Below are 23,453 nucleotides of genomic sequence, written 5' to 3' on the forward strand. Positions count from 1 at the left end.
CGGAGCGTTGCCAAACAACCCCGGCGCCCCCATCTCGGGTTACTCTGGAGCCGCCTGCCGGCCACGCCTAAGCCCATGCCACTGCACGATTTTCATCCCGCCGTCGCGGCCTGGTTCCAGGGCGCGTTCAGCGAGCCCACGGCACCGCAAAAAGCCGCCTGGCCGTCCATTCGGGCAGGCCGCCACACGCTCGTGGCCGCGCCGACAGGTTCAGGCAAGACACTCACCGCCTTTCTCGCCGCCATTGATACGCTGGTGCGCGAAGGCGTGGAAAACGGCGGCACGCTGGAAGACATCACTTCCATCGTCTACGTGTCGCCGCTGAAGGCGCTGTCCAACGACATCCGCATCAATCTTGAGGCTCCGCTCGAAGGCATCCGTGCGCAACTCGCCGCGATGGGGCTGCCTGACGTGGATATCCGCACGGCCGTACGTACCGGCGACACCCCGCAGGCCGAACGCAACGGGATGCGCAAGCAACCGCCGCACATCCTGGTGACCACGCCGGAATCGCTCTACATCCTGCTCGGCTCCGAATCGGGCCGGCGCATGCTGTCGGGCACGCGCACGGTGATCGTGGATGAAATCCACGCGCTCGCGTCGAGCAAGCGTGGCGCGCACCTGGCGTTGTCGTTGGAGCGGCTGGAATCGCTGTGCCAGCGGCGCCTGCTGCGCATCGGTTTGTCGGCGACGCAAAAACCCATCGAAGAAGTGGCGAAATTCCTCGTCGGCTCACGCGCCGTTCTCCCTCTCCCTGCCGGGGTACGCGGGGGAGAGGAAGATGTCGTCAACATCATCGACGTCGGCCACACGCGCGAGCGTGATCTCGCCATTGTCGTCCCGCCCGTGCCGCTCGAATCGGTGATGTCCAACGACTGCTGGGAGCTGGTCTACAACCAGCTCGCGCACCTCGTCGAAATCCATCGCACCACGCTCGTGTTCGTCAACACGCGCCGCCTCGCCGAGCGCGTGGCGCGGCATCTGTCCGAGCGCCTCGGCAAGGACGTGGTGGCCGCGCATCACGGCAGCCTCGCCAAGGAGCAACGCCTCGATGCCGAGCAGCGCCTCAAGCGTGGCGACCTCAAGGTGCTGGTCGCCACCGCTTCGCTGGAGCTGGGCATCGACATTGGCGACGTGGACCTCGTGTGCCAGATGGGTTCGCCGCGTTCCATCGCGGCCTTCCTGCAACGCGCGGGCCGCTCCGGCCATGCCGTGAGCGGCACGCCGAAGGCGCGCCTGTTCCCGACCACGCGCGACGACCTGGTGGAATGCACCGCGCTGCTCGACTGCGTGCGCCGTGGCGAACTCGACACCTTGATCCAGCCACCGCAACCGCTGGACGTGCTCGCGCAGCAGATCGTCGCGGAAGTGGCCTGCCAGGAATGGAGCGAAGACGCGCTGTACGACACGCTGCGCCGCGCCTATCCCTATCGCCACCTCACGCGCGAGCAGTTCGACGAATCCGTGCGCATGCTGGCCGATGGCTTCACCACGCGCCACGGCCCACGCGGCGCGTACATCCATCGCGATGCCGTGCACAAGCAACTGCGCGCGCGCCGCAATGCGCGACTCACCGCGATCACCTCGGGCGGCGCCATTCCCGATACCGCCGATTACCTCGTCGTGCTCGAACCGCAGGCCACCATCATCGGCACGGTCAACGAAGACTTCGCCGTGGAAAGCCTGGCCGGCGACGTGTTCCAGCTGGGCAACACCAGCTACCGCATCCTCCGCGTGGAGCGCGATCGCCTGCGCGTGGAAGACGCGCATGGCGTGCCGCCGAACATTCCGTTCTGGCTGGGCGAGGCGCCAGGCCGCTCCAACGAGTTGTCGCACGGCGTTTCGCGCCTGCGCGAAGAGATCGCCACGCGGCTGGACGAAGGCGGCGTGCCCGCCGTCACGCACTGGCTGATGCACACGCTGGGCCTCAACGAGGCGGCCGCGCAGCAGCTGGCCGACTACATGGCCGGCGCCAAGGCCTCGCTGGGCGTGCTGCCCACGCAGGACACCATCGTGTTCGAGCGTTTCTTCGACGAATCCGGCGGCACCCAGCTCATCATCCACACGCCGTGGGGCAGCCGCATCAACCGTGCATGGGGCCTCGCGCTGCGCAAGCGCTTCTGTCGCCAGTTCAACTTCGAGCTGCAGGCCGCCGCCACCGAAGACGCCATCGTGCTGTCGCTCTCCACCAGCCACAGCTTCCCGTTGGAAGAAGTGGCGCGCTACCTGCACTCCAACACTGCCGAGCACGTGCTGGTGCAGGCGCTGCTCGACGCGCCGCTGTTCCCCGTGCGCTGGCGCTGGAACGCCACCACCGCGCTCGCGCTGCCGCGCTTCCAGGGCGGTCGCAAGGTGCCGCCGCAACTGCAACGCATGAAGAGCGAAGACCTGCTCGCCACCGTGTTCCCCGACCAGGTGGCGTGCCTGGAAAACATCGTGGGCGAGCGCCAGATCCCCGATCACCCGCTGGTCAACCAGACCCTGCACGATTGCCTGCGCGAGGCGATGGATGTCGACGGCCTGCTGCACATCCTGCGCGGTCTGGAAGAAGGCTCCATCCGTGTCGTCGCCCGCGACCTCGCCGCGCCCAGCCCGCTCGCCGGCGAAGTGCTCAATGCCGCGCCGTACGCCTACCTCGACGACGCCCCGCTGGAAGAACGCCGCACCCAGGCCGTGCAATCGCGCCGCTGGACCGACGCCGACAGCGCCGACGATCTCGGCCGCCTCGACGAAGACGCCATCGCCTCCGTCCGCGAAGAAGCGTGGCCGCAAGTGCGCAGCGCCGACGAAATGCACGAAGCCCTGGGCATCCTCGGCGGTATCACCCAACAAGAAGTCGACATCCACCACTGGAACGACTGGCTAAACCACCTCGCGAAAAACCACAGGGCGACGCGCCTGACTCCCTCTCCCCTCCGGGGTACGCGGGGAGCGGCCATGGATGGCCGCGGCTTTGAGGAGCGAGGAGAGGGCCGGGGTGAGGGGCCAACCTCGCCCCAGTCCACCATCTGGACCACCGCCGAAAAACTCCCCCAATGGCAATCCGTCCACCCGGACGCCACCCTGCACCCCGCCATCACCGTGCCTGCGGAATACGCCGCGCAACCCTGGTCCCGCGAAGACGCCCTGCTCGAACTCGTCCGCGGCCGCCTCACCGGCCTGGGTCCCGTCACCGTGCCCCAGCTCGCCGCCACGCTGCAGGTGCCCGCGTCCGACATCGACCTCACCCTGCTGCGCCTGCAGTCGGAGGGCTATGTGATGCAGGGCCACTTCACGCCCGGCACGCAGGACCTCGAATGGTGCGAGCGCCATCTGCTCGCGCGCATCCACCGCTACACCATCGGCCGCCTGCGCCGCGAGATCGAACCGGTCAGCCGGCGCGACCTCATGCGCTTCCTGTTCGAGTGGCAGCACGTGGCGCCCGGTGCGCGCCTCAGCGGCCCCGATGCGCTGCCTGCCGTGCTCACCCAGCTCGAAGGCTTCGAGGCCGCGGCCGGGGCGTGGGAAACCGAAGTGCTGCCCGCGCGCATCAACGACTACTCCATCACCTGGCTGGACGACCTGTGCCGCACCGGCCGCATAAGCTGGAGCCGCCTGCGCAGCGGCAACGGCGGTGGCGGCGGCCCGGTGCGCGCCACGCCCATCGTGCTGCTGCCTCGCCGCAGCGTGCCCGCGTGGGCCGGCACCGCCGCGAACGCGGGCGAAGTGCAGGACGTGCCGGTGTCCTCCCGCGCCCAGGCCGTGCTCGACACCCTGCGTGACGAAGGCGCGTTGTTCTTCGACGAACTGATGCACGCCACGCATTTGCTGCGCACCGAACTGGAAGACGCCCTGGGCGAACTCGTCGCTGCCGGCCGCATCACCGCCGACAGCTTCGCCGGCCTGCGCGCCCTGCTGGTGCCCGCCGCCAAACGCGACGCCCATCGCCACCGCCGCCTCCGCAGGCACATGCTCACCGGCGTCGAAGACGCCGGCCGATGGTCGCTGGTGCGCTCGCCAAAACCAATTCTTCTCCCCTCCGGGGAGAAGATGCCCGGCAGGGCAGATGAGGGGCGGGTGCTCGAGAAAGCTTCCCCTGGTGCACCCAGTGCAACAGCCAAAGACCCCGACACCCTGGACCACATCGCCCGCACCCTCCTGCGCCGCTACGGCGTCGTCTTCTGGAAGCTGCTCGAACGCGAAGCCCCCTGGCTTCCCAGCTGGCGCGAACTATTGCGCGTCTACCACCGCCTGGAAGCCCGCGGCGAAATCCGCGGCGGCCGTTTCGTGGAAGGCCTGGTCGGCGAGCAGTTCGCCCTGCCCGAAGCCATCGGTCGCCTGCGCGCCATACGCCAGCAAGAGCCGCAAGGCGAGCTCGTGCTGGTAAGCGGTTCGGACCCGCTCAACCTCGTGGGCACCGTGCTGGCCGGCAACAAACTCCCCGCCGTCGCCGGCACCCGCGTGCTCTACGAAGACGGCGTACCCGTTGCCGCCTGGGTCGCCAGCAAACCGCAATGGCTGGTCGAATCCACCAGTGCCCAGCAGCAGCACTGGCGCAACGCGCTGTTGCGGCGGGCAGACACGCAGCACCTCACCGCCGACACCCACGCCGCCGGCCTCGGCCCGTAAAAAGAAATCGCCCCAAGCTCGTCGCCCCTGCGCAGGCAGGGGCCCAGCGCCCTGGTCATCGGTTATCGCGAACCGCAAGTTTGGCCTTGAAAACAGGCCAAAAACCTCACTCGCTGTAATCCCCGATATAAACCAGCAACCCATCCCGCGCCCGAAACTCGCTGCGCCCGTTCAAGGTAATCGACTGCCCGGCCCGCACCCCGTTGGGCAGGTCCACCGCAAACGTCCCGTCAAAGAGAATGTGCGCCGTCGCCGTTCCATCCCGCTCCTCATAAGTCAGGATCAACTGCCGCCGCGCCGAAAACAGGTAGCTCGAACTCTCGGCCAGGTGCCGCAACTCGTCGGCACCCTGCGTGCGCACGCTCATCACGCCCGCCGTGTAGTTCTCGAACACCACTTCGCGATGCATCGTCGCCAGCATGCCGTCGACGTCCATGCGGTTATAGGCAGCCAGGTACCGCTCGATCAGCTCGCGCATGACGCATCCTTTATCCACAAAGCGCCATCACCCGGCGCGTCGGCGGAAAGTCTACGTCACCCGCGCCGCCAAGCCGAAATCCACTCCGGCGGCCGCGCCCGCCAGGTCGACGCCCACCCCCGCTCCCGCTACCATGACCGCCCCACGCCGGCGCAACGCCGGCAGGCATGGGCCTATAGCTCAACGGTTAGAGCAGGGGACTCATAATCCCTTGGTTCCAGGTTCGAGTCCTGGTGGGCCCACCATATGCCACAAGGATTTAAGGCCAAATCGCCTGCAAGTCCCTTGCCTTGTGGTACAGTTTCGGTACATCGCTGGGATGCGGCAGCTTCATGGCAACCCTCGTAAAGACCCCCTCTGGGACGTGGAAGGCAGTCATCCGTAAGCAGGGATGGCCCACGGCGGCGAAGACTTTCCGCACGAAGCGCGATGCCGAGGACTGGTCGCGCCGCGTCGAGGACGAGATGGTCCGCGGCGTCTTCATCGAGCGCGGCCCCTCGGAACGGACGAATTTTGGAGCGGCGCTCGATCGCTATCTCGCCGAAGTTACGCCAACCAAGAAGGAATCGACGCAGCGCGCCGAACGGCTCAAGGCGGTGCCTCTCCGCACCTTCTTCGGCAAGTACTCCCTCGCTGCGGTCAGTCCCGAACTCGTGGCCAAGTACCGTGACCACCGCATTGCGGCGGGAAAGAAGCCCAACACGGTCAGGCTCGAACTGGCGCTGGCCAGCCACCTCTTCAACACGGTGATCCGCGAGTGGAGGATCGGCCTCGTCCAGAATCCCGTGGCCAGCGTCAGGAAGCCAAGTGCGGGAGAAGGGCGTGACCGCAGACTCTCCAGCAGCGAAGAGAAGCGGCTGCGCTCCGCCGTGTCGGCGTACTCCAACCCGATGCTCCGATGGATCTTCGAGCTAGCCATCGAGACAGGCATGCGATCGTCCGAGATCACCGGCCTGACCATGCGCCAGATCGACATCACGCGCCGCATTGTCCGCCTCAGCAAAACCAAGAACGACAACGCGCGCACCGTTCCGCTCACCCAGAAAGCCAAGGACGTCCTCGCAGCGGCACTGGCGAATCCGGTGAGACCGGATGACTGCGATCTCGTATTTTTTGGTGAGCCGGGAAGAGACGGCAGACGGAGACCGTACAACTTCAACAAGGCATGGCTGGGCATAAAGGTTCAGCTGGGCCTCGGTGACCTGAGATTCCACGATCTACGCCACGAAGCAGTGAGCCGACTCGTGGAAGGGGGCCTCAGCGACCAGGAGGTGGCCGCCATCAGCGGGCACAAGTCGATGCAGATGCTCAGGCGCTATACGCACCTGAGGGCCGAAGACCTCGTGAGCCGCCTTGATGATCTGCGCAAGAGGTAGCTCTCGCAGTCGTCCGCTTTGGCACCCTCCTCTGGAGCCCGGAACCCTGAGTCACATATCGCCGAACGCTCGACTCGCCCTGACAGATGCCGTGAAGCAATGAGGGATTCGCCGTGATCGATCGTGTCGTGACCCTGACCGTGTCATCTCGTGATGCATCACGAACACGCTTCATTTCCGCCGCCAAGGGCGAGAAGCAGGGTGACTACGTGGTCTTCGAGGAGGCAGCCGACCTGGCAAGGCTCCTCACGGAAAACCGCGTCCGGATACTTGAGTCGATGGCAGGCAGGGGAGCGCTTAGCATCGGCCAGATTGCCAGAATGGTCAGGCGCGGCACCCATGTCGTCCAGGACGACATCCAGGCGCTCGTCGACGCTGGGGTAATGGACCAGAACGACAATGGCGTCGAGGTGGCCTGTGGCGCCATCCGCGTGGACTTCTTCATTCACTCCAAGTCGCCGGCCAATGTCGACTAGCGGACGGACAAGGACCGTGTCGTCGCGGCTATCTCAACCCCAGCGCACTTCCCTGCCTTTGGTATAGGAGACTCCAATGGCCAAGTTCCCCGCCATCACTCTGGAAGAGCGCGCCCTCCGGCAGAGGCATGTCGACGGCGCACGCGCCAATGTAGGCCTCTCCGGCTTCAAGCCCGACGAGGCGACCGAAGAACGTGCTCGCCGTTACATCGAGGGCGAAATCACCCTGCAGGAACTTGTCGATCCGCGACACGAAAGCGGCGGAAAGCCTGGAGTGGCGGCGCCATCCTTGAAACGAGAGGATGCGGGCCGCTGAGCAGCCTTTTTTGCGGAGTCTGCAAATTTCGCCGCAGGGATCGCTCGCCATCCACTCCTCGGCCGTAGCACAGACTGTGCTACGCACAGACATTTCCGTGGCACAGCGCGAATGGCTTCGTGACGCTATTTGGCGGGCAGATATACGCGAAACGTGGCACGCCCTTTATGTTCCACTATTGGCTCTGTGCGCCGCGCTGACGTACTGGGGCGTGATTCGCAATTTTGAGCGGGCGCGCACCGAAGCGCGGGACTTTTTCGGAGTCCGAAAATTTCGCATTGGGCGAACCGAGGCGGGGACTTTTTTGCGAAGTCCGCAAATTTCGCGTGGGGTGAACCGAAGCGCGGGACTTCTTCGGAGCCCGAAAATTTCACGCGAGGCGAAGCGAAGCGCAGGACTTTTTCCGGAGTCCGGAAAATTCGTGCAGGAGCCAAACGGCTCGAGCTGTCGATGAGGCCTCAAAGCTGTCGTACAAATTGTCGTACACATATCGTTAGCTGTACGACATTTCAAATGGCTTCAGAACGCCATTTGACAGGGGAATCTGGGCGAAGTGTCATGCATTCCTTTATGTTCCACTATGCGAGTGCTGGGTGCCGCCAGCCTCCCCGAACGCCCTCCCACATGCGGTAAGTCCCACTCGGTCATCTCGTTGCTCAGTCCCTAGTCCGCCGTGATACCGGGGGCAGAGATGTGAAGTAGGGCGGCGGTCTTCTTCAGGAGCTCCCGGGTCTGCTCGGTTGGCGCCCTTTGCTCACCGCGCTTGTGTTGGTCATTCCGCTTTGCAGCCTCCCTCTCTGCGGCAGCTGCCCGGTCTCTGGCCACGCGAACTGCAAGGCGTGGAACAAATTCGCCAGCCCGGGCCTTCCTAGCGATGCCGTTGGCGTATTCGATCGGGGATCCCGCAATTCGACCGGGAATGGCCATCGCTCCAGCCAGCTCATCCACAACCGCCTGAGCGTCGCGGGGATGCAGGTCATGGACCACACTCCAGACTGCATCGCGCTCGTCATTTGTCAGCGACCGGGGATAAGCGATCTCCACGTCCAAATTGCTTGCATCCGTACTACTAGTAGTCCTTTGAGAAGTTCTTTCTGTATTGGTATTTCTTAGGCTCGGAGTCTCCGGTTCCGGCTCAACCGTGCGGGGTTCGGCCGTAAACGGGTTTTCCGTTGACGGTGGAAAGTCCGAGCTACCGGCCCTGCTGCAGGCGCTGTCATCAATGGTCCATACGGTGGTCCCATACCTTCCTTCACACCCTCTGGACTGCTCGATGGTCACATAGCCTGCACGCTGCAGCTCATGGATGGCGGACATCGTGGAGTCACGGCCGTCGAGCTTCTGCTTGGATAGCCTAGATATGTGCAGCTTGTAGGTCTCCGAGAGGGACAGGAGGTAGACAAGCAAACCTGTTGCCTTCCAGCTCAGACGGGAATCTCGGATAAGGTCGTTGTCTAGTGTGGTGAAGTGGCGCTTGTGGCGCCGTCGCAGAACGACGATGTCACTCATGGCACTTATCCAGTGAGCCGCTCAGCGCCGTGACCTTGCTCGTCAAACCGCTCGCTGAGAAGGCGGGCCACATCGATTGTCCTAAACAGGACCCTCCGCCCATAGCGAACACGCGCGAGACGCAGCCTTCGGGAAAACTCTGAGGCCCTGCCAAGGGACACTCTCAGCCCAGCTTCGCTTCGACAGAGTACCTTCGCCACCGCTGCAAGTGTCATGCATGGGCCGTGGATACTGATAAGTAGCTCTTCGGTTGTCATTGCTATCAATCCATGTGGAGGAGTGATTGCAGGCTACGGATAAGAACGCCTAGGATAGGACCATTTTCGGAACAAAGAAGTTGACACTCGGATGATCACGCGTGCGGAGAAGTTCGACATGGATGTCCGACTGCTCCGGCCCTTCAAGGGATGTGATCCCGAACTCGCACTCGCCGTCAAAGGCTTCCGCGCGTCGCTCACGCCTTCCCACAGCCTGACCTCGAGGCGATATTCAATCCGCGGTCTCTTTCGACGTCATCTCGATGAACCATTCGGGCGCATCCTGAAATTGATCAGTAGTTGGCCCGACCTGCGGAGACTCCTGCCAGACCTTTTTTCAGACGTACTGGTGGAAGGCACAATCAATCATCCTTGGATCCCACTCGGCAAAAGGCCGGTGAAGTCGTTTATTGCCACGGACTTGTCGGAACTTGGGTCTCCAGTCCGCCCGGTGGGCGTGCTTCCCGACGGAAGATCTGTGTTGAAGGAAGCAACCCGGCCCAACTGGATTGCGGAAGTCGACTGGCGCATCGCGCGGCTGGCCGTCTGGAATGAGAATGTCCGACAAGTCATCCGAGGCATCGACAAAAAGACACGAGCAGGCGAAGTCACGAACAGCGTCTCCAGGCGCATTGTGGGTTCGCTGGATACGATGCGAAGCATCCTGGATTTCGTGCGCCGCCGGCGGCCTCTACGAGGGCTCGACATTGACTTCGGCGCGGTGGCTGACGAAAAGCAGCGAAGACCATCAGAGGCCTTCTGCGAGCTTTGCTGGAGAGTGTCTGCCCGGACAAAAGCACTGAAGGAACTGGGCTGGCCATGGCCCGTGCCAGCCCGCGTTGCCCGGATCAGTGATCGCTTCTGCGCCGAACACAACCCAAGTGATCCGGGATCTCGATACCGCGCGGATCTTTATTACAAGAAAGCATTCCAGAGAGAGCTCGCTTCAATGACGAGCATGGTCGAGTCGGAACTCTGGTTGCGATTTCCCGCTCCCCGCGGCGCGGATGAGCAGGAGACGCGGAAGACAGCCTACGACACAGTGCACTCTGGGCTCGTACGTATCCGATCCACGAAGTCTCAACACAGTTCACTGAAAGAGCGGATCTTCGCCCTGTGGAAGAAGGGGCTGTCGCAAGCAGTCATCGCCAGGGAACTTGGAGTCAGTCGGCAAGCAGTATCGAAGGCGCTGAAAAGCCTTCGCCTTGTCGTAGAAGCAAGGGGCCGCGAAACGCATGTCAGCCCAACAACTGGCGAACCGTGGGTCAAAGACACCACATTGGAGTTGATCTTTTCCCTTCACCGAAAAGGAAAAGGTGTCGCCGAAATTGCGGGCGAGGTAGGACATCTGAAGCACACGGTGCGCACCTCGCTGAAGCGACGTGGTGGCGCCTAGTGCAGACACTGTTGGAGCTGATCACTTGAACTGATCACAGGTGATCAACTCGGAGACACCTAGATCGTAGCGAGCCATCGACCGGATCTGGCCGCAAACGGCAACTCAAGCGGTTGCTTCAACCATGCGTAGTAACCGCTGCGCTTGACCTTGAGCACACGACACATCGTGACGACGCGAAACCGCTGGCTATGGGCCTGCATGAAGGCGTACTTCGCCCTTACTCCTTGGCAAAGTACGCGGCGGCCATTTTTAAAATGTCGCGCTCCTCTTCGGCGCGACGCAGCTCGGCGCGAAGTCGAGCGTTCTCCTGCACCAGATCAACGTCCTTCTGGGCCTTGCGCGCATCGCGGCTGACGCCGCGCTCACGAAGCCATGCATAAAGGCTGTGAACGGACACACCCAGCCGCTCGGACACTTCGGCCACGGGATACCCACGCTCGCTGACTTGCTTGACCGCCTCGGCCTTGAACTCGTCGGTGAAACGCTTGCTGGTCATAGATCCTCCGATCCTCAATAGACACTATCAGGTGTCTACGGAATCGGGGGTGTACCAGTAGCCGGGTAGCACTCAAGCAGAGATCGGCGATCTCTGGCAGACGAAGGCAACTCCAACCCCGAGCCCCGCTCCTGCCAAGCAGACCGAAGCCCTTCCCTGTCTCGTTACATGGGACTAACAGCGGCACGCGCAAAGTGATCTCAGGGAGCGTGGAATCATCCTCCTTGCTGCCCCAATCACCATCTAGCAGACACCTCTCGAACCATCTCTGCCTTAACAGCAGGAGCAGAACCATGTCTAAGTCACGCCAAGATTTACGCGGCTTGCTAAGCCGGGTGGATGTAACGGTATCTGTGTTGCGTACTAAATACCCCAAGGACAAGGAGTTTTTTGAATCTACCGACGGGGTCTTTTCTGATGTCCTGGCGCAATCCAGTCGTGAGGACGAGGATTGGGTGCGGGGGATGATCGATTGGATCTGCACTCGTCACCGCATGCCCTATCCGGCAGCCTAGTCATCCTCTTGTGGCCGAACACAAGGAAGCCTTGAGCGCCCAGCGAAGGCTCGCGGGGCTTGTGCCCGCACCAGATGGATATTCATCCGAGCCGTTAGCGGACGAGTATTCCGCGAGCTTCCAACATGGCGTTGATCTGGCAGGTGATCCAGTCGTGGTCGTCAGGCCCGGCAGCATCGAAAATCAAGTCAGCCAGCCCGGCGAAGGCCGACAAGAGGTCCGCTGGATCGGGAAACTCTTGTAGCAGGCGAGGCAACTGCACCATGAGTCGATTGAGCTGGACCTGTTCAAGGTCGCGGCGGTGGAGCTTCGACGTGGGCTCGTCGCCGGCGACAGGGTGGAGCGTCGCGGGTAGAACCAAATGACCGACCAAATGAATATCGTTCGACGTCATGTGACGGGTACCATGTTGCCATCGTCAGCTAGGAATGCGGTGCGATGAATCGCCTATCGTGACCACCGAGAACAGCAGTCACCATAAGGCGCCCCCTTCGCGTGATGTCCACGTTGTAAAGCATCCGGCCGGTAACCGCGGCACCGTCCAGCGCTCCAACGGCCTCAATCAGGTTATCAGCCATAAGGCGGTCGGCACTGGCCAGCGGCATGCTCAGTAGCTCACCGTAGCTGAGCGAGAACAGGTAGTTGACGTCGTCCTGCTGCAACCCGGCACCGATAGGCATTACGTCCTCCAGAATCTCCGAGCGGATTTACCCTACGCCAACCAGAGGAACGGGACCGTTAAGGTCTTGAGATCCGAAGCGCGCGTCGCCATGCGCGATAGCCAATGTGGCTCGCCCGACGCCGTGAACACGCCAGAAGACGATGGCACCAATGCTCGCGGGTACCGATATCCGCGTTGGGTCTAAGGCACATCCAAGTGACAGAGACAAACAGACCGGAACGGAACAGCCCCGGCCTTGAGCTTCTTCTCAACGCAACGCGCACGCAGCCAATGGCGAAACGAGTCGCGCCGCTCGGTGGTCCATAACCGCATAGAATTGGACCCACCACCAGAGTCAATCTCGTTGACCGACGGTCTGCGTCGATGCATTCACTGCGTATTGAAGCGTCTTTTGAACCGCTTCCTCCTGCACACCATCAGCATCGATTCTGAGCAACTCTTCATCCAGAGCAAGCAACTCGTCAACAAGCTGCGATCTTGTCATGGCCATATGCATTACCGCCGCCCGATTTCCGTGAGCGCGTAAATAAACTTGCGCCATAAGCTGGTTGCCCGTGGCGATCGCTCCTGATGCATGAGGTGTAGCTCTTCAATGGAGGGCGCATGCTGATACTCGCCCCTGCGGAACGGACGGAAGAAGTATCTCAACCTTTCGGCAGCACCCTTGATCATCGCCCGCCGCCTTGCCTGGCGGCCGCTGTGTCGACGAGCTTCTTGCTACCAGCGCTAGAGAGGCTGGCTTCGTTGTTGGACATGATAATTCGATTTCACTATTAGGGGTCCGCGACAAGGATCCATAGCGGACAAAATCCGCGACTCCAATGCAGATCGGAGAGGTACTCAGAGGGCGTCAGGAACAAGACCGCGTGACTGAGACGTCTGCCAGGGAGGAGACTTTCTATCCTAGCGTCCAAGCAGCATGCGCTTGTAGTTGTTACATGATGGTGATCTGGCGCAGGCCACGGCTATGAAGGGATGGCAGCTGAAGATAAGCCAACACAAGCGACCGACTGCGGCATCGATGGCCAGCCATGAGGAATGTCCGCTCAGGCTTGCGACTTCAGTCGGTCCTTGCAACACATTGTTGGAATCATTCGGCCGGTGTTTCGAAATTGAGCATCTCTGCCTTGGTCGCTCATTCAACTCCCGAGCCAGGGCATTGAGTTTAGCCCGTGAGGTCCGCGCCCTTGGGGAAGTACTGGCGAAGCAGGCCGTTGGTATTCTCGTTCGATCCCCACTGCCATGGATTTTGCGGGTCGAAGAAGTAGACCTGGATACCGGTTGCCAGCGTGAAGCGCTGATGGTCCGCCATCTCCTTGCCGCGACCACAGGTCAGTGACTTGTACAGTTCACGAGGCATAGTGTGCTGCGTCGACCGACTGAAGTCGCACTCGAAGACAGACGTTGCTTGCCTTCCGAACGATCCTTTGCGCGATACCCATACTCATGGCGCTACGGAGCGTCACATCATCATCAGACAACACTGGTAAGTCAGCGACAGAAAGAGCCGGGCGGCGACGGCGAGCGCATGGCGGCTACGCTCCAAATGTGAGTAAGGGAGCAATGCGGCTTTGCACCAGGGCGTGGATGAAAGCGCTATCCAGGACTGCAATGTGCGAAGCCTGCAGTAGCTCACCACCCATTTCTCCTTGAAATTCACCGTCTCTCCAAAGCAGTGCGCGCCAGACTGCGTAATCTCGACGCGTCGTATAGGAGCCTTCGTAACTGTAGGGGCCAAACACGCCACGTAGAATCGTCATTTGGATCCTCTCCACAAACCGCAACGGGCGATATCTCTTCCAGCAATGGGCGCTCTGTCGGAGTCATCCCAGACTAGCCGCCCCAAGATCCTCCGCTGCGGCGAATGGCAAGTCCATACGCCATCAAGTCGATCTTTTTGGCCTAGCTTCATGCTTGCCTACGGATTCTAATGATTGCTGATTGCTACCCCGCACTCGTACAGACAACTGGCGCCACGGCGGTGGCTAAGAACTGACCGCATTTTGGACTCGCCCCTTTGCCAGGCGTCCCGACGTCCCCTCAGCTCTGGCGTCCGTGCCGACTGCACACGTATGCCCGTTGGCGTGCTTGCGGCACACGGACATGTCAGGTTTTACCGACGCCGGTTCGACGGCTGTGTATGTTTGGAACCGCACAGATGGATAGTCGTCCAGAAGACAGCATGGCATTTGGTGCGAATTGGGTGCGAATTGGGGTATGCCATGTCTGATGAGGCCATGTCTGAGCTTGCCGGTATCACGGGCAACGGTTTCGACTACACGGCGACGTACGCCACAGCTGCCCAGGACAGCGTGGTCTGGGCAGCCACTTATCGTCGGAAAGGCGACTGTCATGGTGTACGCCATGGTCGGGTATTTCACGTTGCTGCACTGACGCAGCGGGGCCTTCAGACTGCCCTTATGGTGGACATCGAGCGATCCTTGGGAGACAAGCCCTGAGGTACTAGCCAAGGGAGGCGTCAGAGGTTTGGCCAATGGCTATGTTGCGTGCCGTACAGAAGTCGCACGAGTCTTCAATCAAGCTTGCTTTTAACGTGTTTGAGGTTTTGGCCATGCCCGCAGACGACAGTCTGAGACAGGATGACATCAACTACTTGTTCTCCCTCAGCTACAGCGAGTTGCTGAATATGCCGATGGCTAGTGCCGATAGGCTAATGGCACAGGACTTGGTTGAGCCGGTTGGTTCGCTTGATGGCGCCAACGTTAACGGTATGGCGGACTACCATGTTGGCATTACACGAAGGGGACGCGGCATGGTGTCTGCCGTGCGCATGGGGCGTGAGCCTCGATTCGTTGAGCCACGCCCGTAAGTTTCGGGGATGTGACTTGATCACAGTGACACCTCCCCGCAATGGGTGTCTATTACCTGTGATCCTGCATTCGCTGTCTTACGGCGGTCCTAGGGTCCTAGAGGTCACAGGAGGCGCCGAAGCTGATATCGCAGCTGCGGCATGCACCCATGTCTCTAGCCCAAGGGTGCCACAGTCGGCTCCTTAGCCGACAAGGAAGAGAGGCCAGCCACGCGCCCGCTTGCAGACAGCCATTTCAACTCCGAATCGTGATTCATGCCGGTTTGGCGACTTGAGTGCGGTCTCGCAACTGACCCGCGATAACAAGCTGAGGGTGCAGAGCGCGCCCTCTTCTGTCCCTGCATACCGACGAACACGCCAGGAGCCAGCATCGCTACCCAAGCGCGATGGGTTCAGGAGACTTGCCGTACTGGATCCCCCTTCCGCGAAACAGAGCAGCAGGGTGCTAAAATCTGCCAAAGGGCACGATGAGGACAGGTATGGCTGCTGTTCCCGACCCGAGGCAGAACCGGCTGCTTGCGGCGTTGCCAGATGCCGAATGGGCTCGATGGGCCTTGCACCTTGAGCCTGTCGATATGCCGCTCGGCAAGGTGCTGTACGAGTCCGGCAGCCGACTAAGCCATGTGTATTTTCCGACGACCTCAATCATTTCACTGCTGTATGTGATGGAAGACGGTGCCTCGGCCGAGATCGCTGTGGTCGGCAATGAGGGCATCGTCGGCATTTCGCTGTTCATGGGCGGCGAATCCACGCCGAGCCGGGCACTGGTCCAGAGCGCTGGCCAAGGGTTTCGGTTGAAGGCGAGCCTTATGCTGCGGGAGTTCAACCGCGCGGGACCTGTACTTCATCTGCTGCTGCGATACACCCAGGCGCTTATCACCCAAATGTCGCAGACGGCGGTGTGCAATCGCCACCATTCGTTGGACCAGCAGCTGTGCCGCTGGCTGCTACTAAGCCTCGATCGCCTGCATTCTATGGAGTTGGTGATGACACAGGAGCTCATCGCCAACATGCTGGGTGTCCGCCGCGAAGGTGTTACCGAGGCGGCGGGCAACCTACAGCAGGCAGGGCTGATTCGCTACCAGCGAGGGCATATCACCGTGCTGGATCGCGCGGGACTCGAGAAACGGACCTGCGAGTGCTATGCCGTGGTCAAGAAGGAGTATGACCGCCTTCTGCCATCACCCACGACCTGAGCCCCAATTCCAGCGTGATCCGCGAAGCCCCCAATAAACTGCGCTGAGCGACCGCTCTTTCAGAAATGGTGATGGCGGGTTTTACTGCCAAGGCCGCGCTACTTCAAACGAGCGTCGGCGCATCACTGCGGAACGCGCGGCGCACCAAGGTGTGTCGCGTCCCTTTCAGGGTGCCTTGCGGGGTGGCCGCTCATTCGAGCATCCGCGTTCAACGGCAGCCTCATTCGACTGTATAGGCTGCGCTGGCGATGCCACCCTGTTCACTGTGGATGTCGCGATAGGCCCGCCCCAGGGATCGCTCTACCGAACGAATCTGCATTGCACCCGAGGGGTGTCGCATCAGCTCAAGGCGCAGCAAATCGTTCTCTTTCTGCACTCGTTGATTCTGATCGAGCAGGACATCAAAGTCCCTCAGAAGGTTGTTGGCGCTTAGATGTGGATCCGTGGTCATGGCGCACCTCAGTAGTTCGAAGTCGTGTTGCCGTCCATGCATTAGCAGGATGTCCAGCCGCCGTTGCGCAGTAATTTGCCAGATTTCTCGCCTGACGTTACGCGTATTGAGGCTCTCACGGAACGATTCCAGGCGATGACGTAGCATGGCCACGCGTATTGCCAACGAGGATATCCGAGTATGTCCAACCTCATTGTTGCTAAATTTGATAGTCAGTTTGCAGCCGCGTCTGTCATCAACAAGCTGTTGGCAAGGGGCGTGCGACGCGCGCATGTGCTGGCTTGTGTGGATGAGAGCGTAGGAAACTCAGCCGCAAGTTCAAGTGCGCCGACAACGGTTGTGTCCCATATCAGTCATCAGGGTCACCGAGCAGGCCAGAAAGCATCGGAATTTCGATCACCAAGCCATCTTCCCGGACCGGCACAGATGGGCCACACTGTGGTTACGGTGGCGTTGGACGATGAGATGCCTGTTGACGATGTTCGTCATCTCATGGAGCTCGTTGGCGCGACATCGATTGAACTGCTGGATGCAAGCGTCCCCACAGAGAATCCGCTCTTGTGGCCGGAATACAGCACCGGCTCTGCCGTGGATGTCGAGCGAGCTATTTGTGCCACGAGAGGTAGTGACGCCCTAGGGCGGCACTCTCGGCACTAGCCTCTTCCAGGCAAGTGGCATCCGACCCCATATCCGTATGGCGTCTTGTGGTGGGGCGGACCCCACCACAAGATCCTGTCGTTAGTGCTTAGTGGGCACGATCACCGCATCGATCGCATGGATGATGCCGTTGCTCGACGCGATGTCCGGCCCCGTGATGGTGGCGCCGCCAATGCTGAGCTTGTCACCGTCCTTTGTGATCGCTGCAGTCTGGCCCTGCAGCATCTTCGGCGCGGTCAGTTTCCCGACCTCAACGACCGATGCCCGGCCCGGCAGCACGTGGTACTTCAGTACAGAGATCAACTCTGCTTTGTTTTCTGGCTTCAGCCAGTTTTCCAGTGTGCCCTTCGGGAGTTTTTTGAACGCCGCATCCGTCGGCGCAAACACGGTGTAAGGGCCCGTACCTTTCAGGACGTTGGTGAGCCCTGCCGCTTCGAGAGCCTTGCTAAGCGTATGGAACGAGCCGTTGGCGGCTGCTGTCTCGACGATGTTCTTGCCAGGAACGCGAGAAATGTTGGAATCATGAATGGACATGAATTTGCCTTGAGTTGTGATCCGCGTGGCGGATTTGGAGCGACCGAAGCCGCGACCTCCGATGCAGACCGGAGAAGAACTCAGATGGCGTTAGGGAGAGGACCGCGTAACTGAGACGCCTGCCAAGGAGGAGACTTGCTTTCCTGGCGCCCGAGCAGCATGCGCGTGTGGTTGTTAGCTGAGAGTGATGTGCCTGAATGAGCCAGGCGAGATGCCCGGCGTACTGGGCTCCATCGCTCCATAGGCAATGCAATACAAAGCAACTCTCATTCGTCCGTTCAATAGGGCGATCGAGTGATCACACACCTTCTAAGTCGACGCCCCAAGACATGGCGAAAGAACCGACACAATTGTCTGTCGACAGACCGCACGTCCTCGTCACAGTGAGTGGCGCACGCTCGCCGGGCGCTGAATCTTCTGACACTCATCCCCCGCGCCTCAATCGCGCGTCACTTTCCCTGACGCCCTTTGATTCATCTCCGGTTCTTGTCTTGCTGGAGTTGCGGACTGCGGTCCGCCTACGCTCGTTTGACGCGAGCCATACTCCAGGTGAATTTATGAACGGCGTGTATTTCATTCCTCCCAGGCTCTATGACCGCCAATGCCCCGATCGGTGGCTGCCCGGCTATTACAGCGCTGCCTACGTGGTGCGCCAGGAGGTCGCAGATCTCAGCTCAATTCGATGGTTGAAAGTGCCGATGCACGTGAAAGCAGGTGAGCAACAACGAGGCGCGACTTCGATGAAAGTCGGGCCGGCAACCTGGCGGAACATTACAGCGGCATAACAGAAGATGGCGCATGTTGATCGTGCACCGGGGCTTCGTTAGACCCGCTTCGGCTGCCTCAGACTATCTGTAGTTTTTCTTGCAAGGCCTCTGAGTTTTCTCCGCCTTGGCCGGAGCCGCGGGCTAGCGCTTGCTTAGACCTGAGGGATGCAGGTCGACACTCGAGGCAACTCCATGTACATCATCAATCAAACGAATTCGCTCTACTTCCACCCTCATAAGCTGCACTTCCAGCCCCTTTCCGAGGCTGTAGACAACGAGCAGCGCAATCGCTGGTTTCCGGGGTACGACGCATCGGTGGCCTCGCCGCGAGCCAAGGCTACAGCACGACGAAGTGAAGTCGTGCCGAAGGTCGACTTGCTGGAGTCCCCCAAAAACCGCCTAGACCTGGACGCCGATCGTATGGACGACGACGGTGCGCCCTGCCTAAACGCTGAGCTTGCCAATCGCTGACGGTAGTCGCTGGCCAACAACGCTCGACCTTTCCACGCCGGCCCCCATCCAGGGACGGAAGGCGCAAAGAGGATCTACCCCAAAGGAAGCCATCATGACCAGTATTTCCGGCAAGACCACCAACGGCTTTACGTACGAAGGTGATTACGAGCGCGCCAACCCTGATCGCGTCACGTGGACCGCCACCTTCCGGCGTAGCGGCATCTTCTTCGGCATGCGACATGGACGCATCAACGAACTTCTGGGCGTTCCGGACGGCGAGATCAACGAGGCCGTTCAGGATGACATTGAGTTTGCGTGGGTCCAAACCAGCTAGGTGCCTTTCTAACTGCATGACGAGGGTGCATCCCTTTCCTCCAACACTGGCGAGTTGCTGCCGGCTGGATGGCTGATCATCGAATTGATGACGAGGTTTGCCTCGCCTGAGCTACAGGTTCCATCATCTTTCCCGGCCCCAACGATGATGGAAATCCAGCTTGCCTACTTGCACGCCTCGCCAGCGCTGTGCGACATGCTCGAGTAGCGGCTGAAGGTATCGCGAACATCGCGATATTCGCTTACGCAGCCATCACTGGGTTCGGGACTTATGGCACAGCGCGCCAATTGATTGGACGCTTGCTCCAGTCGGATGGACGCTGCACAGGCATCCTTGCGGTCGTGCAGGCTGCCTCCAGGGGTGGAATTTGTCGAGGGTGGCATAGTCGACCTTCCATCTCCCAACATGGACATGCGCTTATCTGCGACGAAGGCTGCACACCCCTCGCTGAAAGACTCGGATATACCGACGCAGGTCGAAGTGTTGTCGACGTCATGTATTTGAGCCCAGAGATAACCTCGATGGTACTCATCCGTTGAGCTCGTCTGCTGCGCCCAACACGTCGAGGGGGCCCCCAGGAGGAAGGCGGCGGCAACGAGCACTTTCATGATGCTAGTCCTCTGATACAGGCAGGCCGTCGTAGGCGGTCGTCGTGTCTTGCAAGGTCGGTCATCGCAAAGATATCGACACCTTGGGCAAGGTGGTTGCATGCGAAGCCATCCCCTTAGGCCTCAGCGGGCAGAGTGAAGGCGCGTGTCACGGCCTTACCAAATGCGCTTTCTTGACGGCGCAGCCAGCAAACCGAGATGAAATCCCTGGTCATCTCCGGGGCTGTTGTGATCCTGCTTCAACGTAGTGAGTTGCTTCGGTGGCGGGACTAGAATCCACACACAGCCAGAACCCGCGGACTACCTTCGATCCGAAATTCTTGTGTCGTCGCAACGCCCGCTTCCGGCCAAAGGCGGACATTGCCCGAGCTCAGGCAACGGAGACGCTTCCCTGGCGCTCAGGGAGCTGCCGTGCACGGCTCTCCCGCAGCTCAAAGTTGCAACCAATCTCTCTTCGATGGTTGGCCATCCGCTGCCGACCGCCAAGCGCACGCCTGACAGCCACACCCACCCATGCAAGGATCGAGACAACCGGATCTACATCGACATGGCACAAGTCGAGACGCTCCCTTGCGTACTAGAAAGAATTCGGCAAGGTCAAAGAATCCCTTCGTTGCCCTATAGCGAAGCAGGCCTTCCGCGGTCGGATCGGGATTCGCCGTCATATTCGTATGACTCCCTGTGTGGGACACCCATCATACGGCTACGTCTGTTACTTATTCAGTTGGCGGACGCCAACGGCGCGCCGAGATCCTCGAAAGAGGCAGGGCAGTCCGCCACGTGCGTTTCGGGTCGATGGTGCTGAAAATGCCTGGCCAAGAAAAATGGGGCGCGAATTATCGCGCGCGGCGCCCACGACGGTTCGATTCTTCGAGATGTTTCGCATCGAACTCGCCGGGAAGCGATTGTCGTGGCCGATGCTTCGGGCTTCGGGCTTCGAGAGGCCCGAAATTTCGGAAGCGATTTTTTCGACACTATCGGTTGGACGCAGGCGTTAGCGCCGTCAAATGCCCGCGCTCGAACGAGAAACCATCTCCGCAAGACACCCTGAAAGCGGGCGCTTCGGGGCAGAGGTGCCTGCTTACTTCGCGTTCCGCTTCTTTTCCTGCTTGGCCGCCTTCTTTTCTTTCATCGTCTTCGCCGGCTTCTTCTTGTCGGATTTCTTCGAATCCATACCCTTGCTCATGTCACTTCCTCCATCATAGTCATGATCTGTCGAGTCGCGCCTTGGTCGTCCTATTCCCTGGTTGCCGGGGCCTGCGCCGACGTGGCATCTCGCGAGCGGAAGCTCACGCCAAGCTGGAAGTCAGTAGAGCACTGCCGGTGGGTATCTTGGCATCATCGCAAAGATCCGGGGGGCCGATGTTGACGAATGGCGAGGTTTTCACTGACACCACGGCAGCCTGGACTTGCAAGTGGCGCGTAGCGGCCAGATGGATGTGAAGCGGATACCGCCTACCACGCGGAAAGCGGCTGACACACCGTTCATGACACCCAGTCCTTCCAGAGCGTCTTTTGCGCTGAAAGCAAGGTCGCGGGTTAGACGCGAGCATGGAGAGGTTGATCTCTTTTGGGCTGACATCGTGGCCCGCTGCACATTATCGACAGCGGCGTGCCTCATCACGGTGATATCGTGGATCGACTCGCGGATACATATTAGTATCCCGACGATAGAAAAGTCCTGTCCTGGGATGTGTCGGTGTATCCAAAAAACCGGTACGCCGCCGACGCCAAGTATGCCACCACGGGCGACCTGCTGAAGTTTGCCCATGCCCTGTTCGCTGGCCGGCTGATCGCGCCCGAAACGTTGCAACAGATGATTAAGCCCGGGCTGGACGAGTACAGTGACGGCCTGTGGTCCTACCAGCTCACCGCCAAGGGTGCCAAACATTCGGTGATCAAGCGACCCGGACTCATCATGGACGCGCAGGCGCGCCCGCCGAAGCGGGGGTCGTGAGGTGGCCGTTCGTGTTTCGTAACTCCGTACCTAGCGAGAAGTGCTTTGAAGTAGACCGACTCAAACTCACTGCCGTGATCAACGACAATGATTTCTGGCAAGCGGCCGTGGCGTCGAACGTAGTCGCGTATCACACAAGAACAAGCGTGGTGGCTATCCGAAGCGACGAGTGGGCGATCCCACACATTGGTCTGAGTAGTCTTGGTGAAATCGTGGGCTGGGCACGTCCAGATGAATTTCCGCCGCGAAACATGCGAACTAGCAAAGGGCTGCGAGCGCTTGGGTACAACGTGAGGATCGGTGCATGAGGTGTTGAGGCCCCTGGTGGAGTGCTTCATCGGTGACGGTGACCTCGTGGTCGGAAACATCAGAGGGCCGCGTTTGGCCGAATGCGGTTCATGGACCAGCGGCGGTCTAGATGCTGGCGCGATGAGCACGACTGATTAGTTCGATTGATCCACTTTGTCGGGGTGCCAGCGTACGATGGGCTTACGGGGGCATGTGGGCCAATGTGGTTACTGGGACACGCCAAACAGCAATATCGCTTGATCGGTACATTGGCAGTACACCGCGCATACCTACAGGGTTGCGCCATGATTCGCTAAGTTGATGTATTTAAAGCAATACATGTTCTAGCAGGTTTGCGTGGCTTAACCCTGATTTCTAAAGGTTCGCTGCATTTCTGGTGAACTCATAATCCCTTGGTTCCAGGTTCGAATCCTGGTGGGCCCACCAATTGGGGAGTCTTTGAGCCTGATGTTGTGCACTTACCCATAAATTGGCCGTTTTGGCCAACTTGTGGTCACCAGTTGCCCATAAATTGTCCGCAATGGGTTCACGGGCCGGCGTTGTTTGCTGTGACCCGTCGAACCACTGCCGGTGGTGAGACCCGGGTGATCGAAGGCAGGGGTACAGCGCTGCTCGACCGTACAACCCCGGTGCCATCCGCAACTGAGCAGAACGATAGGTCTAAGCCGCCCTATCTTTTCTTGTTTGCGAGTATCCGCTCTCGCCGAAATGACTGTGGCGTCTGCCCCGTCCAGCGACGGAAGGCGTGAGTGAAGCTAGCGGATTCCGAGTACCCGAGTCGTTCGGCAATTTGTTCGATTGGCAGCCGATGCATGGCCAGCATCTGCTCGGCCATGGCCTGGCGAACCTCGTTGCATAGACCTATGTAAGTCACGCCCTCGTCCTGCAGACGTCTTCGCAACGTGCGTGTGGAGATGCATAGAGTAGACGCGATCTCTCCCATGTCCGGCATGTCTCGAGGAGTTCTGGCGATAACGTCGCGAACCCTTCCGGCGAGGCCATATCGGGCCTTCCAGGCAGCCAGATACTGGCGGCATTGATCCTCTGCTAATCGCAGGGCGAGAGGATTGTGGCGTGCCAGTGGCGCGTCCACATCGGTTCCCTTTAGAACCAACAAGCTTCGAGGCGACTCGAACGTTGGCGTCGTTCCAGTTAGGCGTCTGTAGATTCCCGTATCGGCGGGTCGAGCACCCTTAAGCATGATCGCTCGGGGAATCACGTCACGTTCAAGAAGGTCGCGCGCAA

Annotated in this window: 20 protein-coding genes, 1 tRNA gene and 3 pseudogenes; 15 read left to right on the forward strand and 9 right to left on the reverse strand. The window is 60.4% G+C overall.

The genetic code is table 11. The annotated features are described in order from the left end of the window. Window positions 1–75: 75 nt before the first annotated feature. Complete coding sequence (locus JMF82_RS14055) at window positions 76–4,608, forward strand: DEAD/DEAH box helicase (protein ID WP_201315191.1); 4,533 nt, start codon at window positions 76–78, stop codon at window positions 4,606–4,608. A gap of 106 nt (window positions 4,609–4,714) precedes the next feature. On the opposite strand, the gene JMF82_RS14060 is transcribed toward JMF82_RS14055, so the two are convergent. Then, window positions 4,715–5,086: a nuclear transport factor 2 family protein gene (locus JMF82_RS14060; RefSeq protein WP_201315192.1), complete on the reverse strand. Its 372-nt coding sequence runs from the start codon at window positions 5,084–5,086 to the stop codon at window positions 4,715–4,717. A 169-nt stretch (window positions 5,087–5,255) separates the two neighbouring features. On the opposite strand from JMF82_RS14060, the gene JMF82_RS14065 reads away from it, so the two are divergent. The 4 genes from JMF82_RS14065 (at window position 5,256) to JMF82_RS14080 (ending at window position 7,254) form a co-directional block, all read left to right on the forward strand. Beyond that, window positions 5,256–5,331, forward strand: a tRNA-Ile gene (locus JMF82_RS14065). 87 nt (window positions 5,332–5,418) lie between these two features. After that, complete coding sequence (locus JMF82_RS14070) at window positions 5,419–6,462, forward strand: site-specific integrase (protein ID WP_201315193.1); 1,044 nt, start codon at window positions 5,419–5,421, stop codon at window positions 6,460–6,462. 113 nt (window positions 6,463–6,575) lie between these two features. Beyond that, complete coding sequence (locus tag JMF82_RS14075) at window positions 6,576–6,938, forward strand: hypothetical protein (RefSeq protein WP_201315194.1); 363 nt, start codon at window positions 6,576–6,578, stop codon at window positions 6,936–6,938. Between the two features lie 76 nt (window positions 6,939–7,014). Then, window positions 7,015–7,254: an antitoxin VbhA family protein gene (locus tag JMF82_RS14080; RefSeq protein WP_201315195.1), complete on the forward strand. Its 240-nt coding sequence runs from the start codon at window positions 7,015–7,017 to the stop codon at window positions 7,252–7,254. A gap of 663 nt (window positions 7,255–7,917) precedes the next feature. Here the strand turns inward: JMF82_RS14080 and JMF82_RS14085 are convergent. Beyond that, complete coding sequence (locus JMF82_RS14085; protein ID WP_201315196.1) at window positions 7,918–8,763, reverse strand: hypothetical protein; 846 nt, start codon at window positions 8,761–8,763, stop codon at window positions 7,918–7,920. Window positions 8,764–9,111: 348 nt separating this feature from the next. On the opposite strand from JMF82_RS14085, the gene JMF82_RS14090 reads away from it, so the two are divergent. Further along, window positions 9,112–10,416, forward strand: a complete 1,305-nt coding sequence (locus JMF82_RS14090) for a helix-turn-helix domain-containing protein (protein ID WP_201315197.1) — start codon at window positions 9,112–9,114, stop codon at window positions 10,414–10,416. A gap of 110 nt (window positions 10,417–10,526) precedes the next feature. Here the strand turns inward: JMF82_RS14090 and JMF82_RS14095 are convergent. After that, window positions 10,527–10,915, reverse strand: a pseudogene (locus tag JMF82_RS14095) (transposase); the annotation flags it as partial. 293 nt (window positions 10,916–11,208) lie between these two features. On the opposite strand from JMF82_RS14095, the gene JMF82_RS14100 reads away from it, so the two are divergent. Next, window positions 11,209–11,430 carry a hypothetical protein gene (locus JMF82_RS14100; RefSeq protein WP_201315199.1) on the forward strand — a complete coding sequence of 74 codons (222 nt, stop codon included), beginning with the start codon at window positions 11,209–11,211 and terminating at the stop codon, window positions 11,428–11,430. Between the two features lie 94 nt (window positions 11,431–11,524). On the opposite strand, the gene JMF82_RS14105 is transcribed toward JMF82_RS14100, so the two are convergent. The 4 genes and pseudogenes from JMF82_RS14105 to JMF82_RS14120 form a co-directional block, all read right to left on the reverse strand. Beyond that, window positions 11,525–11,824 carry a hypothetical protein gene (locus tag JMF82_RS14105; protein ID WP_201315200.1) on the reverse strand — a complete coding sequence of 100 codons (300 nt, stop codon included), beginning with the start codon at window positions 11,822–11,824 and terminating at the stop codon, window positions 11,525–11,527. A 28-nt stretch (window positions 11,825–11,852) separates the two neighbouring features. Further along, a complete protein-coding gene (locus JMF82_RS14110; RefSeq protein WP_201315201.1) occupies window positions 11,853–12,110 on the reverse strand; it encodes a hypothetical protein in 258 nt (85 codons plus the stop codon). Window positions 12,111–12,446: 336 nt separating this feature from the next. Next, window positions 12,447–12,653, reverse strand: coding sequence for a hypothetical protein (locus tag JMF82_RS14115; RefSeq protein WP_201315202.1), 207 nt, complete (start codon window positions 12,651–12,653; stop codon window positions 12,447–12,449). A gap of 549 nt (window positions 12,654–13,202) precedes the next feature. After that, window positions 13,203–13,472: pseudogene (locus JMF82_RS14120) on the reverse strand (IS30 family transposase); the annotation flags it as partial. 1,134 nt (window positions 13,473–14,606) lie between these two features. On the opposite strand from JMF82_RS14120, the gene JMF82_RS14125 reads away from it, so the two are divergent. Both JMF82_RS14125 and JMF82_RS14130 read left to right on the forward strand, forming a co-directional pair. Then, entirely contained in the window at window positions 14,607–14,942 is a 336-nt protein-coding gene (locus JMF82_RS14125; protein ID WP_201315203.1) for a hypothetical protein, read from the forward strand. Between the two features lie 479 nt (window positions 14,943–15,421). Then, window positions 15,422–16,138, forward strand: a complete 717-nt coding sequence (locus tag JMF82_RS14130; RefSeq protein ID WP_201315204.1) for a Crp/Fnr family transcriptional regulator — start codon at window positions 15,422–15,424, stop codon at window positions 16,136–16,138. Window positions 16,139–16,358: 220 nt separating this feature from the next. On the opposite strand, the gene JMF82_RS14135 is transcribed toward JMF82_RS14130, so the two are convergent. Further along, window positions 16,359–16,742, reverse strand: coding sequence for a hypothetical protein (locus JMF82_RS14135; RefSeq protein WP_201315205.1), 384 nt, complete (start codon window positions 16,740–16,742; stop codon window positions 16,359–16,361). Between the two features lie 27 nt (window positions 16,743–16,769). On the opposite strand from JMF82_RS14135, the gene JMF82_RS14140 reads away from it, so the two are divergent. Continuing rightward, the gene (locus tag JMF82_RS14140) at window positions 16,770–17,246 is read left to right on the forward strand and encodes a hypothetical protein (protein WP_201315206.1); all 477 of its coding nucleotides are present in this window, start codon (window positions 16,770–16,772) and stop codon (window positions 17,244–17,246) included. A gap of 81 nt (window positions 17,247–17,327) precedes the next feature. Here the strand turns inward: JMF82_RS14140 and JMF82_RS14145 are convergent, their stop codons facing one another. Continuing rightward, window positions 17,328–17,780, reverse strand: coding sequence for a fasciclin domain-containing protein (locus JMF82_RS14145; RefSeq protein WP_201315207.1), 453 nt, complete (start codon window positions 17,778–17,780; stop codon window positions 17,328–17,330). Window positions 17,781–18,337: 557 nt separating this feature from the next. On the opposite strand from JMF82_RS14145, the gene JMF82_RS14150 reads away from it, so the two are divergent. From JMF82_RS14150 to JMF82_RS22235, 5 genes and pseudogenes are all read left to right on the forward strand, one after another. Beyond that, window positions 18,338–18,565: a hypothetical protein gene (locus tag JMF82_RS14150; RefSeq protein ID WP_201315208.1), complete on the forward strand. Its 228-nt coding sequence runs from the start codon at window positions 18,338–18,340 to the stop codon at window positions 18,563–18,565. 174 nt (window positions 18,566–18,739) lie between these two features. Continuing rightward, window positions 18,740–19,018: a hypothetical protein gene (locus JMF82_RS14155; protein WP_201315209.1), complete on the forward strand. Its 279-nt coding sequence runs from the start codon at window positions 18,740–18,742 to the stop codon at window positions 19,016–19,018. A 94-nt stretch (window positions 19,019–19,112) separates the two neighbouring features. Continuing rightward, a complete protein-coding gene (locus JMF82_RS14160; protein WP_038615178.1) occupies window positions 19,113–19,334 on the forward strand; it encodes a hypothetical protein in 222 nt (73 codons plus the stop codon). Between the two features lie 2,307 nt (window positions 19,335–21,641). Next, window positions 21,642–21,899 (forward strand): hypothetical protein, encoded by a 258-nt coding sequence (locus JMF82_RS14165; RefSeq protein WP_201315210.1) that lies wholly within the window; start codon window positions 21,642–21,644, stop codon window positions 21,897–21,899. A 152-nt stretch (window positions 21,900–22,051) separates the two neighbouring features. Then, window positions 22,052–22,207 (forward strand): annotated as a pseudogene (locus tag JMF82_RS22235) (phospholipase); the annotation flags it as partial. Between the last annotated feature and the right edge of the window lie 1,246 nt (window positions 22,208–23,453).

The organism is Dyella sp. EPa41 (assembly GCF_016586165.1).
Classification (GTDB): Bacteria; Pseudomonadota; Gammaproteobacteria; order Xanthomonadales; family Rhodanobacteraceae; genus Dyella.